General features: G+C 69.5%; 12 protein-coding genes. All 12 read right to left on the bottom strand.

The genetic code is table 11. The features are described 5' to 3' along the window. Positions 1-141: 141 nt before the first annotated feature. A complete protein-coding gene (locus tag BLQ76_RS16580; RefSeq protein WP_090675571.1) occupies positions 142-1116 on the bottom strand; it encodes an extracellular catalytic domain type 1 short-chain-length polyhydroxyalkanoate depolymerase in 975 nt (324 codons plus the stop codon). Positions 1117-1202: 86 nt separating this feature from the next. Further along, the gene (gene prpB / locus BLQ76_RS16575; RefSeq protein ID WP_090675569.1) at positions 1203-2156 is read right to left on the bottom strand and encodes a methylisocitrate lyase; all 954 of its coding nucleotides are present in this window, start codon (positions 2154-2156) and stop codon (positions 1203-1205) included. Positions 2157-2167: 11 nt separating this feature from the next. Then, positions 2168-3709, bottom strand: coding sequence for a tripartite tricarboxylate transporter permease (locus tag BLQ76_RS16570; protein WP_090675567.1), 1542 nt, complete (start codon positions 3707-3709; stop codon positions 2168-2170). After that, the gene (locus tag BLQ76_RS16565) at positions 3709-4149 is read right to left on the bottom strand and encodes a tripartite tricarboxylate transporter TctB family protein (protein WP_090675564.1); all 441 of its coding nucleotides are present in this window, start codon (positions 4147-4149) and stop codon (positions 3709-3711) included. The genes BLQ76_RS16570 and BLQ76_RS16565 overlap by 1 nt, the downstream gene beginning before the upstream one ends. Positions 4150-4161: 12 nt before the next feature. Beyond that, positions 4162-5160 (bottom strand): Bug family tripartite tricarboxylate transporter substrate binding protein, encoded by a 999-nt coding sequence (locus tag BLQ76_RS16560; protein WP_090675772.1) that lies wholly within the window; start codon positions 5158-5160, stop codon positions 4162-4164. Between the two features lie 75 nt (positions 5161-5235). Further along, on the bottom strand, positions 5236-6696 hold the full coding sequence (locus tag BLQ76_RS16555; RefSeq protein WP_090675562.1) for a sensor histidine kinase: 1461 nt from the start codon (positions 6694-6696) through the stop codon (positions 5236-5238). Then, positions 6683-7363 (bottom strand): response regulator, encoded by a 681-nt coding sequence (locus BLQ76_RS16550; protein ID WP_090675560.1) that lies wholly within the window; start codon positions 7361-7363, stop codon positions 6683-6685. Before BLQ76_RS16550 ends, BLQ76_RS16555 begins: the two co-directional genes overlap by 14 nt. A 356-nt stretch (positions 7364-7719) precedes the next feature. Continuing rightward, on the bottom strand, positions 7720-8874 hold the full coding sequence (locus tag BLQ76_RS16545; RefSeq protein WP_090675558.1) for a mandelate racemase/muconate lactonizing enzyme family protein: 1155 nt from the start codon (positions 8872-8874) through the stop codon (positions 7720-7722). A 35-nt stretch (positions 8875-8909) separates the two neighbouring features. Beyond that, the gene (gene manD / locus BLQ76_RS16540) at positions 8910-10118 is read right to left on the bottom strand and encodes a D-mannonate dehydratase ManD (protein WP_090675555.1); all 1209 of its coding nucleotides are present in this window, start codon (positions 10116-10118) and stop codon (positions 8910-8912) included. A gap of 13 nt (positions 10119-10131) precedes the next feature. Next, the gene (locus tag BLQ76_RS16535; protein ID WP_090675553.1) at positions 10132-11847 is read right to left on the bottom strand and encodes an ABC transporter ATP-binding protein; all 1716 of its coding nucleotides are present in this window, start codon (positions 11845-11847) and stop codon (positions 10132-10134) included. Next, positions 11844-13007 (bottom strand): ABC transporter permease, encoded by a 1164-nt coding sequence (locus tag BLQ76_RS16530; protein WP_090675550.1) that lies wholly within the window; start codon positions 13005-13007, stop codon positions 11844-11846. Before BLQ76_RS16530 ends, BLQ76_RS16535 begins: the two co-directional genes overlap by 4 nt. Next, complete coding sequence (locus tag BLQ76_RS16525; RefSeq protein ID WP_090675548.1) at positions 13004-13990, bottom strand: ABC transporter permease; 987 nt, start codon at positions 13988-13990, stop codon at positions 13004-13006. Before BLQ76_RS16525 ends, BLQ76_RS16530 begins: the two co-directional genes overlap by 4 nt. Positions 13991-14040 lie beyond the last annotated feature (50 nt).

Below are 14040 nucleotides of genomic sequence, written 5' to 3'. Positions count from 1 at the left end.
GACGACGCACGCAAAGCGGCCGCCACCGTGTCCTGCGCGAAGGCATAACATGACCTCACGCAGGATCCGTCGGCGCGGCACCGCCCGACGTCCAGCCGCCCGGGCGGCCGGCAGGGTTCGGTTGCCGCGATGGGACCCGGGTCAGCGGGCCGCGGCGTCCTGAAAGAAGCGCCAGATCTCGTCCGTGCCGGCCAGATCGAACGAGACGGGCCCGACGTCCTGCTGGATCTTGAGGAGCGCGGTGCTCGAGGGCCACGTATGGCCCGCGTCGGCGATGACGAACGAGGTGATGCGGGACGCTCCGGCGCATGACGCGTAGGTCGTCTTCGTGACCGCGCCGGTCTGGGCCACGGCGGGTTCGCCCGTGCACCGGTCGAGCTCGACCCACCGGTCCAGGGCTGCCTGCGCACCGTACTGCCAGTACGGCTGCCCTCCGCCTTCGAACGGATTGGTCTTGTCCCGCAGGCCCGAGATCGTGACGATCGGGATGGGACGCGCAGGCTTGCAGGTCGCCGCGTCGGGTGCCCACCGGCCGTCGGTCTCCTTCGGATAGCCGGCCCGAAGCCCGACGACGAACCCGGCGGCCGCGAACGCGTCGTTTCCATCGCAGATGAACTGCGACAGGACGCGCCCTCCGCCCGAGAACCCGGTGCCGTAGACCCGGGCGTCGTCGACGCAGAGCTTGGTTTTCACGGCCGCGATCGCGTCCTTGATGAAGGTCATGTCGTCGGGACCGCCGGGCTTGGAGACGCCTGGAATGCTCCACGAGAAGGTATCGGGCTTGGCGCCCGCAACCAGACCCTGCGGCGCCGCCACGACGAAGCCCTCGCGCTCGGCCACCCGCTCCCACTCGCTTCGGTCGAGCTGTTCGCCGGCCGTGCTGGTGCTGCCATGGAAGTCCACCACCAGAGGGGCGGGTCGCGACGGATCGTAGGACGACGGAACGTAGTAGGCGACGGTTCGGGTCTGCCCGCCCGACGCGACATCCATGGCGTAGCGCCCGGCAGGCTGTTCGGTGCCGCACCCTCGAGCGTGCGCCGCCGTCGCGATGCCGGTCGCGGCAACCAGGGTCGCCGCCAGCAGAGCGCGCCTTGCGTTGAGATGTCTTGCCGTCATGTTGCATCCTCCCGACCGATGCGACCTGCCACGAAGCAGAACCGGGTCGGTCGGTGTTGTCCAGAGCCTGCGAGCGATATCCGGGCTTAGGCCCTGCGCGTCTCTTGCGAAGCGCTCGTGGCGGTCGCCGCTTCTGGGGAGGCCGGGATGGCGCTTCTTGCGATCTGCGCGTCGAGCGCCTCATAGCGGAAATAGCCGATCGTGTCGTAGAGTTCGGCGCGCGTCTGCATGCGCGGCAGCATCGCCGTGGCGGCACCGTCCCGCGCCATCGTCGCGTAGAGCTCCTCCTGCGCCTTGGCGGCCACGCGCAGCGAGCTGACCGGCCAGATCACCATGGCGTAGCCGAAGTCTTCGAACTCGGCGGCCGTGAAGGGCGGCGTTCGGCCGAACTCGGTCATGTTGGCGAGGAGCGGCACGCCCGGCAACGCGGCGGCAAAGGCCCGGAACATCGCGGCGTCGGTCAGCGCCTCCGGGAAGATGGCATCCGCCCCGGCCTCCCGATACAGCCTGGCGCGCGCGACCGCCGCGTCCAGGCCCTCGCCGGCGACCGCGTCGGTCCGCGCGATGACGAGAAGGTCGGTTCTCGCGCGGACCGCTGCCGCGATCTTGGCCGCCATGTCGTGCGGGGCCGCCAGACGTTTGTCCGAAAGGTGCACGCACTTCTTGGGAAGGATCTGGTCCTCGATATGGATCGCCGCCGCCCCCGCCGCTTCCAGCGCCCGCACCGTCGCCATGACGTTCAGCGCCTCGCCGAAGCCGGTGTCCGCATCCACCACCACCGGAAGTCCGGAGGCGCCCGCCACCTGACGAACGAAGAACGCGACGTCGCTCGCGGTCATGATGCCGAGGTCGGGCAACCCCATCGAGGCGCTCATCGCCGCGCCGGAAAGATACACGCCCTCGAAGCCCGCCGCCCGTGCCTGAAGCGCGGCAAGCCCGTTGTGGGCTCCCGGCAGCCGGAGGATGCCGGGCTGCGCGAGGCGCTCGCGGAGCCGGCGCCCGGCCGGCTCCCTGGGCTCGAGTTCGCTGAGATAGCTCACGCGCCCGTCCCCTATTCCTGCGGCAGCCGGGCATCGATGGCGAGCGGCGCGCTCGACCGTCGAAGGCGTGCGAAGACCATCGGCATCACCAGCATCAGGGCGGCCGCACTCCACAGAACGACGGCGATCCAGCTCGACCAGAGGATCGAGACCTCGCCGGCCGAAAGCGACAGCGCGCGGCGCAGGTTCTGCTCGAGGATCTTGCCGAGCACGAAGCCGAGGATCAGCGGCGCCATCGGCACCGACAGCTTGCGTAGCCACCACGCGATCACGCCCACCACGACCATCAGCACGAGATCGAACCCCGCCGACTTGCCGGAGTAAACGCCCACCGCGCTCACCACCACGATGAACGGCACCAGCGTCCAGGCCGGAACCGACAGCATGCGGGCGAACAGGCCGACGAAGGGAATGTTCATGGCCAGCAGCATGACGTTGCCGATGAAGAGCGAGGCGATGAGGCCCCAGACGAGTTCCGGCTGGCTCGTGAAGAGCACCGGTCCCGGCGTGATGTTGTAGAGCGTGAGGACCCCGAGCATGATCGCGGTCGTGCCCGAGGACGGGATGCCGAGCGTCAGCATGGGAATGAAGTTGGAGTTGGACGCGCTGTTGTTGGCGGCCTCCACCGAGGCGAGACCGCGCAGGTCCCCGCGCCCGAAGCGCGCGCCCGCCGGGTCCTGCCGCTCGACGATGCGCTTCTCGGTCGAATAGGCCAGAACCGAGCCAACCGTGCCGCCGGCGCCCGGCAGGAGGCCGATGAAGAAGCCGATCACCGAGCCGCGCAGCGTCGCCATGTTGGTGAGGCGCATCTCGGCGAGGTTGAAGAGGCTGCGCCCCATGCGCTCGACCTTCGTGGGGATGCCGGCGCGGTGGCTCTCGTAGAGCAGCAGAAGTTCGGAGATCGCGAAGAGGCCGATCACGATCGTCGCGAACTGGATGCCGTCGATGAGGTTCGGCATGTCGAACGTGTAGCGGAAGACGCCGGAGTTCGGATCGATGCCGACGGTGGAGAGCGCTAGGCCGATGCCGACGGCTAGAAGCGCCTTGACCGGCTGGTCGGACAGGAGACCCGCCAGCGAGGCGAAGGCGAACACCATCAGCGCCACGTATTCCACCGGCCCGAAGGCCAGCGCCCAGCGCGACAGGACCGGCGCGGCGATGACGATGCCGACGGTCGCCAGCATCGAGCCGACGAAGGACGTCCAGGCCGAGAGCGACAGGGCGATGCCGGCCTTGCCCTGTCGCGACAGGGGATAGCCCTCGAGCGCCGTCATGACCGCCGAGGCCTCGCCCGGCACGTTGATGAGAATGGCGCTGATCCGCCCGCCGTATTCCGAGCCGATGTAGATCGAGGCCATCAGGATCATCGAGGACTCGGGCGGCAGCCCGAGAGCGAAGACGACGGGCACCAGCATCGCCACCGCGTTGACCGGGCCCAGGCCCGGCAGGACGCCGACCATGGTGCCGACCACGGCGCCGAGGGCGGCCAGCGCGAGGTTCAGGGGCGTCGCGGCGACCGAGAAGCCGGTGAGAAGGAAGCCGAGCGTGTCCATCACAGGAGGTCCCCCAGGACGCCCGTCGGCAGCACCACGTCCAGCCCGTGATCGAACAGGAGAAACGAGCCGACCGACAGGACGATGCCCGTCCCGACGCTCTGGCGCCAACTCGCGCCGAAGATGCGGGCGACCGTCAGGCTCATCAGGGCGGTCGAGATCACGAAGCCGAGCGGCTGGAACAGGAGCGCGTAGGCCAGAAGCGTCGCGGCGATGCCGAGGATGCCCCGGTTGACGCCCGGGGCGTTGGGTTCGGTCTCGCCGCCGCCCTTCACGAGAAGCACGATGCCGCACGCCCCGATCAGGATCGCGGTGAGCATGGGAAAGGCGCGGGGGCCGACGGGTTCGTAGGCGAACGGGGCGGCGAGGCCCCATCCGAAGGCGACGAGGGCGATGGCCATGAGCACCGCCAGGCCCCCGAGCGTTCTGTCGTTGCTCATGGCGCCCCGTCCTTACTGCGACACGAGGCCGAAGCTGGATGCGAGCTCCTTGTAGGTCGTCACGCGCTCGTCGACGAAGGTACGCAACGTGTCGCCCGTCATCGGCAGCGGCAGAAGGTTCCGGTCGGCGAGCAGCTTGGAATAGCCCGGGGCCTGCATCGACTGGGCGAAGGCGTCGGTCCACCACTGGTAGTCGGCATCCGAAACCTCGGGTCCGACATAGAAGCCGCGCACGATCGGCCATTCGATGTCGTAGCCCTGCTCCTTGGCGGTCTGGACGTTGCCGAGCTTTCCGTCCAGCCGGTCGGCGGAATAGATCGCAAGGAGCTTCAGCGGCGCACCGCCGTCGATCGCGGCCTGGCTGTCGCCGACGTCGTTCATGCAGACCTGGACGTGGCCGCCCTGGAGCGCCGTGGCGCAGTCGCCGCCGCCCTCGAAGGCGACGAAGCGCATGGTCTTGTGATCGATGCCGGCCGCCCGCGCGGTGAGCGCGGCCTTCATCCAGTCCTGGCTGCCGATCGTGCCGCCGGCGCCCAGGATCACCTTCGACGGGTCGGCCTTGATGGCCTCCATCATGTCCTTGAGCGAGGTCCAGGGCGAGTCCGCCGCCACCACGACGGCGCCGTAGTCGGTGCCGACCGAGGCGACCCAGCGCACGTCGGCGGCGGTGTGCGCCCCGAACTTGCCCTGCGCGAGATTGAGAAGCGAGCCGGCCGAGAAGGCGACGACCGTGCCGGGCTCGTCGCGGCGCTGACCGGCGATCGTGTTGAAGGCAACCGCGCCGATGCCGCCGGGCATGTAGGACACGCGCAGCATCGACTCGAGCGCGCCGGAGTCCTTGAGCGCGGCCTGCGCCAGCTTGCAGGTGATGTCGAAGCCGCCGCCCGGCTGGGCCGGGGCGATGCACTCGGGCTTGGCGGGCTCGGCGAAGGCGGGCGTGGCGGCGAAGGCCGCAAGGGACGCGGCGGCGGCACCGGCGGCGAGCGCCGCGCGGATCAGGATCGTCGTCAAGAATTCCTCCCAAGGACTGTTGCGGGCCTCCCAGCCCATGCCTGTCCTTAACGACCGTTAGCTTTCATGCAGCTTTCAGTTGCGCCGCAGCATGGGCACGGCCTCGGCAAGGCGGAACGAAGCGGCCAGCCCCCTCGCCGTCCGGTTGCGCAGGCGAAGCTCGCCGCCGTGGGCCCGCGCGATCGCCGCGACGATCGCGAGACCGAGGCCCGTGCGCTCGCTTCCCGGCCCCTCGATGGCTTCCTCGCCGCCGCCGAAGCGTTCCCCGACGCGTTCCAGCCTGGACGCCTCGATGCCCGGCCCCTCGTCCAGTACCGCGACGTCGAGCCACCCCGCCTCGCCGTCGCGGGCGCCGCGAAGAACGACGCGGCCATCGCGCCGAGATGCCCGCAGCGCATTGTCGAGAAGGTTGCTCACGGCTTCGAACAACAGCGTTTCGGACCCCCGTGCCACCAGAGGCTCGTCGGGAACCTCGATCTCCAGGTCGATGCGACCCCGCCTTGCCTCGGCCAGATGAAGCCGCGCGACGTCTCGAAGAAGCTTTGCCAGATCCACGGCTGCCTCCTGCGAGGGGTCGAGCAGCAGCGCATTCTCCGCCCGCGCCAAGGCCAGGAGCTGCGTGGTCATGCGCCCGGCCCTGTCGATGACGGGCCGCATCGCCTCCAGCGTCCGGCGCATCGCTTCGGTGTCGCCGGCCTGCACGGCGTAGTCGACCTGCGATCGGAGCACGGCGATCGGCGTCTTCAACTGGTGCGAGGCGTCGTCGATGAAGCGCCGCTGCCTTTCGGCGCGTTCGCGGTGACGCTGGAGAAGATCGTTCACCGCGCCGACGAGCGGGCGCACCTCACGCGGCAGCCCGGTGTCGTCGAGACGGGATCGGTCGTCCGGCTCCCGCAGGTCGAGGCGCTCCTTGAGGGCGGCAAGCGGCGCTAGCGCGAAGCGCACGCCCAACGCCAGGAGGGCCGCGGCGACCAGAACGGCCAGCGCATCGCGCGACACCGCCCGGCGGATGAGGTCTCGACGGAAGGCCTCGCGCGAGCCGGTCGTCTCGGCGACCTCGATAACGATGTTCTGCGCGGTCGGCGCGCCGTAGAGCGGGCGGTCCAGCGGTCGCCTGAAGGCGGCGACGCGGATGGGTCGATCGAAGTAGGTCGCGTCGTAGAACCGGATCTCGCCGGACGACAGGACGGGGGGCGGCGGCAGCAGGGCGTCGCCGATCTGGACCAACCCGTCGTCCGTGGAGATGCGGTAGTACACCTCGCCGGACGCGGTCGCCTGAAAGCTTTCGAACAGCGGGTAAGGAAGCTCGACGCCGACGCCGCCGCTTTCCGTGGACACGTTGAGATCGATCGCCCGGATCGCGCCGGCCAGCGAACGGTCGTAGGCGCTGTCGGACAGGTCGTGCAGCGAGGCCGCCGAGAGCCACAGCCCGGCACCCAGAAGGAACACGAGGCCCGGAACGGTCCACAAGGCGAGCGTCAGCCAGAGCGGGCGGGATGCATCCCGCCGCGCGGAAACCGCGTCAGGCGTTCGCACCCTCGGTCGCCTCCAGGAAGTAGCCCAGCCCGCGCAGCGTGACGATCTGGACGCTGGCGCCCGCCAGCTTGCGGCGCAGGCGATGCACCATCACCTCGACCGCTTCCAGGTGGAGGTCGCTGTCGGCGGACACCAGGCGGTCGAGAAGCTGCTGCTTGGTGAGGGGCTCGCCGACGCGCTGGATGAGCTCGCGCAGGATCGCGTGCTCGCGGGGCGCCAGCGCCAGCGTGTCCTGGCCGAGCGTGAAGCGCTGGGCATTCTGGTCGAACACCAGCGACCCGCACTGATAGACGCCCCGCGCCCGCCCATGGCTGCGCCGAACCAGCGCGACGAGCCGCGCTTCGAGTTCCTCCACCGCGAAGGGCTTGGCGAGGAAGTCGTCGGCGCCGGCATGGAGAAGTTCGACCCGCCTCGCCAGATCATCGCGGGCGGTGACGATCAGCGTCGGCGTTGTGTCGTCGGCCAGACGGAGCCGCTTCAGGAGCGATGCTCCATCGAGCGAGGGCAGACCGAGATCCAGGACGATCGCGTCGAACCGATCCGCCTTCAGCCGTCGTTCCGCCAGCCGGCCGTCATCCTCCCATTCCACGACGGACCCGCGCTGGGCGAGGCTGCGGCTGAGCCATGTGGCGAGGTCGGGGTCGTCTTCGACGAGAAGGATGCGCATGGGGGACCCTCGCCGCCGGACGCGTTGAGCTGTGCGGAAAGACCTACACGAAAGCGCGCCAACGACGAAGCCGAGGCCACGCAGCCTCGCCGGCGACGCGGCGGGAGCGGACAGCGGCCGAAGATCGGGTCGGAACCGACGCATCCGACACATGCGGTGCCGGGCGCAAGCTGCGGCGATTCTGGGCGGAAGACGATGACGATCCCATTCCGTCTCGCTGCCGCGCGCGGCGCAGCCGTACATCGGGCACCGCGCAGACGCCGCGAGGGCGGCGGTGCATCGGCCTCCCATGACATCGCTGAGCCGCTTTACCCGTCGCCCGGACGGGTCGGTTCTGCCTCCTTGCGGGGGCACCGTCACCAGTTGGTGACGGAGCCGTCCGGACGCTTGAGGTGCGGCGCCTCCCAGAAGCGGAAGGGCTCGCGCGTCAGCGCCTTCTCGTCCACCTCGATGCCGAGACCGGGCGCGTCGGAGACCGGATAGACCGCGCCCTCCAGCCGCGGCTGGACCGGGAAGATCTCGCTGGAATCGAAGCCCAAGTGACGCTCCACCGGCGACGAGCGCGTTTCCAGCCAGGCAAAGTTCGGAACGGCCGCCGCCAGATGGATGGTCGCCGCCGTGCAGACGGGACCGAGCGGGTTGTGCGGCATGAGGTCGACGTAGTGCGCCTCGCTCCAGCCGGCGACCTTCATGGCCTCCGTCAGGCCGCCGACGTTGCACACGTCGATGCGGTTGAACTGGTGGATGTCGCGCTCGATAAAGGGCAGGAACTGCCACTTCGAGGAGAACTCCTCGCCGATCGCGAAGGGAACGTCGGTGAGGCGGCGCAGCGCCTCGTAGGCGGTGGGCGTCTCGTCGCGGATCGGCTCCTCCAGGAAGTCGAGCGTGCCGCTCGGCATGCGCTGGCAGAAGGAGGCGGCCTCGGCGACGCTGAGTCGGTGGTGGTAGTCGATGCCGAGCGAGACGTCGGTGCCCAGCGCCTCGCGCGCCCGCACCATCCAGCGCGCGGTCTCGGCGAGCGAGCGCCGGGGGTCGAGCGGGGCGGTGCTTTCCTGGCCGACCGACATGAAGCGGATGCAGTCCCAGCCCGCCTCCACCAGTTGGTGCGCCTGATCGATCATCGCCTCGCCGGGCTCGGCCGCCGTGGTGGCGAAGGTCGGCACGCGGTCGCGCTGCTTGCCGCCGAGGAGGTCGTAGACGGGCACGCCGAGCGCCTTGCCCTTGATGTCGTGCAGCGCGATGTCGATCGCCGACATGGCGGCGGTGAGCACGCGCCCGCCCTCGAAATACTGCGAGCGGTACATCTCCTGCCAGAGGGCGCCGATGCGCATGGGGTCGCGCCCGACCAGGAACTGGGCGTAGTGCTCGACGGCGCCGGCCACCGCCTTTTCGCGGCTCGACAGGCCGGACTCGCCCCAGCCGAAGATGCCCTCGTCGGTCTCGATCTTGACGAGGAGCTGGTTACGCGTGCCGACCCAGACGGGAAACGGACGCACGGCGGCGATCTTCATGGGCGGGTCCTCATGGGTGCGGGAAAAGGGTCGGGCTACCAGTGCCAGAGCGTGCCGTCGGCCAGACGGTTCACGGGCAGGTAGGCGCGCTCGTAGGGGTATTTCGCGGCGAGGCGCTCGTCGATCTCGACGCCGTGGCCGGGCGCGTCGCCCGGGTGGAGCTGGCCGGCGTCGTAGGTCCAGCTGTGCGGGAAGACCTCGTGCGTGGCGTCGGTGTAGCCGGAATATTCCTGGATGCCGAAGTTCGGCGCCCAGAGGTCGAGATGAAGGTTGGCGCCCAGGCACACGGGCGACATGTCCATCGCCCCGTGGCAGCCCGTGCGCACGCCGTAGACCGAGGCAAAATCCATGATCCGGCGCAGCGCCGTCGGCCCGCCGGCGTGAACGGCGGTGGTGCGGATGTAGTCGATCAGCTGCTCCTCGATCAGGAGGCGCGCGTCCCAGATCGTGTTGAACACCTCGCCGACAGCCAGCGGCGTCACCGTATGCTGCCGGATCAGGCGGAAGCTCTCCTGGTGTTCGGCGGCGACCGTGTCCTCCAGCCAGAACAGGCGGTGAGGCTCGAGGTCCTTGCCGAGGCGCGCGGCCTCGATCGGCGTCAGGCGGTGGTGCGAGTCGTGCAGAAGGTGGAGATCGAAGCCGAAGGCGTCGCGCAGCGCCGCAAAGAGCTTGGGCGTGTGGACGAGGTACTTGGCGGTATCCCAGGCCTCCTCGCGCGGCAGGGCGTCGGTCGCGGCCGTGGTGGAGACCGAAAAGGCGCCCGTGCCGTAGACGTTGGGCAAGCCCGGTATGCCGGACTGGGCGCGGATGGCGCGGTAGCCCTCCTCCCGGCGACGACCGACCGCCTCCACGGTCTCCTCGATCGTCGTGCCCTGCGCGTGGCCGTAGCACAGCACATGCTCGCGCGAGGCGCCGCCCAGGAGTTGGTAGAGCGGCATGCCGGCCGCCTTCGCCTTGATGTCCCAGAGAGCGGTGTCGATCGCCGCGATCGCCGCCATGGTGACCGGCCCGCGCCGCCAGTAGGCACCGCGATAGAGATACTGCCAGATGTCCTCGATGCGCGCGGGGTCGCGCCCGAGCAGGCAGGGGACGACATGCTCCTCGAGATAGGCGACGACGGCGAGCTCGCGCCCATTCAACGTGGCGTCGCCGATGCCCGTCAGCCCCTCGTCGGTGAGGATCTTTACGGTCACGAAGTTGCGGCCCGGGCAGGTCACGATGACCCGGATGTCCTGGATCTTCACGGGAGCATCCTTCTCAGGCGGTGTAGCGGAAGCGGGTGTGGAGGCGGCGCTCGCGCGGGTCGGGGCGCGGGATGGCCGAGAGCAGCGCCTGCGTGTAGCCGTGGCGCGGGTTGTCGCAGACCTCGTCGGTCGGGCCGGTCTCCACGATGCGGCCCCGGTACATCACGGCGACGCGGTCGCACATGTAGCGGATCACGCCGATGTCGTGGCTGATGAAGACGTAGGAGAGGTCGAGCTCGTCCTGCAGCCGGATCAGGAGATCGAGCATTTGCGCGCGCAACGACACGTCGAGCGCGGCGGTCGCCTCGTCGGCGACGATGAGCCGGGGCTTGAGCGCGATGGCGCGCGCGATCACGATGCGCTGGCGCTGCCCGCCGGAAAAGGCGTGCGGATAGCGCTCGCGCCAGCTGGGATCGAGCCCGACCTGGGCAAGCAGCTCGCAGACGCGCTCGTCGAGCTCGCGTCCCTTGGCGACGCCGTTCACGTAGAGCGGCTCGCCGACGATCTGGGCCACCGTCATGCGCGGGTTCAGCGAGGACACGGGGTCCTGGAAGATCATGCGGATCTCGCGCCGGCAGCTCTTGAGCGTGCGCCGGTCGGCCTTGGCGAGGTCCACCACCGAGCCGTCCGCGCGGCGATAGCCGATCGAGCCGGCGGAGGGCTCGTAGACGCGCAGGAGGCAGCGCCCCATCGTGGTCTTGCCCGATCCCGACTCGCCGACGATGCCGAGCGTCTCGCCGGGTGCGACGGTGAGCGACACGTCGTCCACCGCCTTCACCGGCGAGGGTCCCTTGCCGAAGCGCATGGTGAGCGAGCGCACCTCGATCAGCGGCGCGGCGGGCACGGACTTCGCCGGCCGGTTCGCGCGGATCTCGGCCTTGTGCTCGAGCTTGCGCGCCGAATCGATCAGCATGCGCGTGTAGTCGGCCTTCGGCGCATGGAAGATCTGGTCGGTCGGCCCCGTCTCGACGAGCCGGCCGTGGTGCATCACCGCGACCTCGTCGGCGATCTCGGCGACGACGCCCATGTCGTGGGTGATGAATAGGACGCCCATGCCGTGCTCGCGCTGGAGCTTGGCGATGAGGTCGAGGATCTCGGCCTGCGTGGTGACGTCGAGCGCGGTGGTCGGCTCGTCGGCAATCAGCATCGACGGGTTGCAGGCGAGCGCCATGGCGATCATGGCGCGCTGGCGCATGCCGCCGGAGAACTCGAACGTGTAGCGGTCGGCGGCGGCTTGCGCGTTGGGGATCTCGACCTGGGACAGCAGATCGACCGCGCGCCGCCGCGCCTCCGTGCGCGTCAGATCGAGGTGGACGGCGAGCGCCTCCTCGATCTGCGAGCCGATCGTGTGGACCGGCGAGAGCGAGCTCATCGGCTCCTGGAAGATCATGGCGATCTCGCGCCCGCGAACGGCGCGGATCTCGCGGCCGCGCGGGTCGAGCTGGGCGAGGTCGACGCTGGTCCCGTCCTGGCGATGGAGCAGCATCGAGCCGCCGACGATGCGCCCCGGACGGTCGACGATCTGAAGGATCGAGCGCGCGGTGACGCTCTTGCCAGAGCCCGATTCGCCGACCACCGCGAGCGTGCGGCCGCGCCGCACGTCGAAGCCGACGCCGTCCACCGCCTTCAGGACACCGGTCCGGTTCTCGAAGTGGGTCCTGAGATCGCGCACCTCGAGCACGAGCTCGGGGATGGCGGCGGCCTCGATGGTGGCGAGGGTCTCGGTCATCGGCTGTAGGGGTCGGCGGCGTCGCGCAACCCGTCTCCCAGGAAGTTGAGGGCGAGCACCGCGATCACCACCGCGCCGCCGGGCACGAACAGGAGCCAGGGGGCCTGCGCGACCGCGCGGATGTTCTGTGCCTCCTGCAGGAGGACGCCCCACGAGACGATCGGCGGCTGGAGCCCGATGCCAAGGAACGAGAGCGAGGTCTCGGCGAGGATCATGGTGGGGATGGCGAGCGTCATCACGGAGATGATGTGGCTGGCGAACGACGGCACCATGTGGCGCAGGATGATGCGCGCCTCGGACGCCCCATCGAGCCGGGCGGCCAGCACGAAGTCCTCGGTGCGAAGGCTCAGGAAACGCCCGCGCACCTCGCGCGCCAGGCTCGTCCAGCCGATCAGCGAGATGATCAGCGTGATCATGAAGTAGGTGCGCACCGGCGGCCAGCTCAGCGGCACGGCGGCCGCCAGACCCATCCAGAGCGGAATGGTGGGAACCGAGCGCAGGAACTCGATGACGCGCTGGATCGCGGTGTCGACGGCCCCGCCGTAGTAGCCCGAGATGCCGCCGAGAACGACGCCGAGAACGAGGCTCATGGCGACGCCGACGAGGCCGATCGAGAGCGAGATGCGCGCGCCGTAGACGACGCGGCTGAAGATGTCGCGCCCGAGCCGGTCGGCGCCTAGGAGATAGAAGGGCTTGCCGGGTTCCACCGAGCCGATCAGCTTGCGCTGCATCGGGATGAGGCCCGCGAGCTTGTAGGGGGCGGAGGGCACGAGGAAGCCGAGGCGCACGGGGCTGTCCGGATCGACCTGGAAGACGCGGCGCATGGCGACGCGGTCGAGTTCCATCTTGAGGCCTGCTGCGTGGGGGGCGAAATGCGTCCCCTCCCCGTCCGAAAGGAAGAGCCCGATACCCTGCGGCGGCGCATAGGTGTAGCGCGCGTTGGCCGCGTTCGGGTCGAAGGGCGCGATGAAGTCGGCGAGCAGCGCCACGAGGTAGAGCAACGCCACCACGACGAGGCTGACGACGGCGAGCTTGTGCCGCTTGAACTTCAGCCAGAACAGCGTCCACTGCCCGGCGACGGCGAGGTCGCGGCGCCCGGTCTCGAGCGGCGAGGGCTGCGGGTCGAGGGGCTGGCCGACGGTGGTCGCGATGTCGCTCATTGGAAGCGGATCCTCGGGTCGGCGATGGCGAGGAGGATGTCGGAGACGAGCGTCCCAATGAGCGTCAGCACGCTCACCATCAGGATGATCGATCCCGCGAGGTACATGTCCTGGGCGAGCAGCGCGCGCAGCAGCATCGGCCCGGTGGTGGGAAGGCTCAGCACGACCGAGACGATGATCTCGCCCGAGACCAGCGCCGGCAGGATCCAGCCGAGCGTCGAGATCAACGGGTTCAGGGCGACGCGCACGGGGTACTTCAGAAGGAGGCGGAACTCCGAGACGCCCTTGGCGCGCGCCGTCGTGACGTAGGGCTTGTGGAGCTCGTCGAGGAGGTTCGCCCGCATGATGCGGATCAGCGAGGCGAGGCCCGCCGTGCCCACCACCACGATCGGCAGCCAGACATGGGCGAGGAAGTCGGCGAACTTCGCCGGCCCCCAGGGCGCGTCCACCATGGCAGGCGAGAAGAGCCCGCCGACGCTCGCGCCGAAGTAGCTCACCGTGACGTACATGAGCACGAGCGCGAGCAGGAAGTTCGGAATGGCCAGCCCCAGGAAGCCGAAGAAGGTCGCGACGTAGTCGCCGACGGAGTACTGGCGCACCGCCGAGTAGATGCCGATCGGCAGCGCCAGGGCCCAGATGAACAGGAGCGTGCAGAAGGAGATCAGGAACGTGTAGCCGAGCCGTCCCCAGATGACGTCGGTGACGGGCCGGTTCAGCTCGAACGAGATGCCGAAGTCGCCGCGCGTCACGATGCCGGAGACCCAGTAGAAGTACTGGATCCAGATCGGCTGATCGAGGCCGTAGCGCTCGCGCAGGACCTCGACCGTTCCCATCTCGACCGCCCCGCCGCCGCTCGCCCAGTCGGCCATGAGCGTGGTGAGATAGTCGCCGGGCGGCAGCTGGATGATGACGAAGGCGACGACCGAGACCGCGAACAGGGTGGGAACCATGTACGCGATGCGTCGCAGGATGAACCTGAGCATCCCGGGATCCTGTTCGTTGTTCGTGAAAGGGCGGGCCGGAGCCCGCCGCC

The sequence above is a fragment of the Aureimonas jatrophae genome (genome assembly GCF_900104035.1).
Lineage (GTDB): Bacteria > Pseudomonadota > Alphaproteobacteria > Rhizobiales > Rhizobiaceae > Aureimonas > Aureimonas jatrophae.
This window is presented reverse-complemented; position numbering and strand designations above follow the sequence as displayed.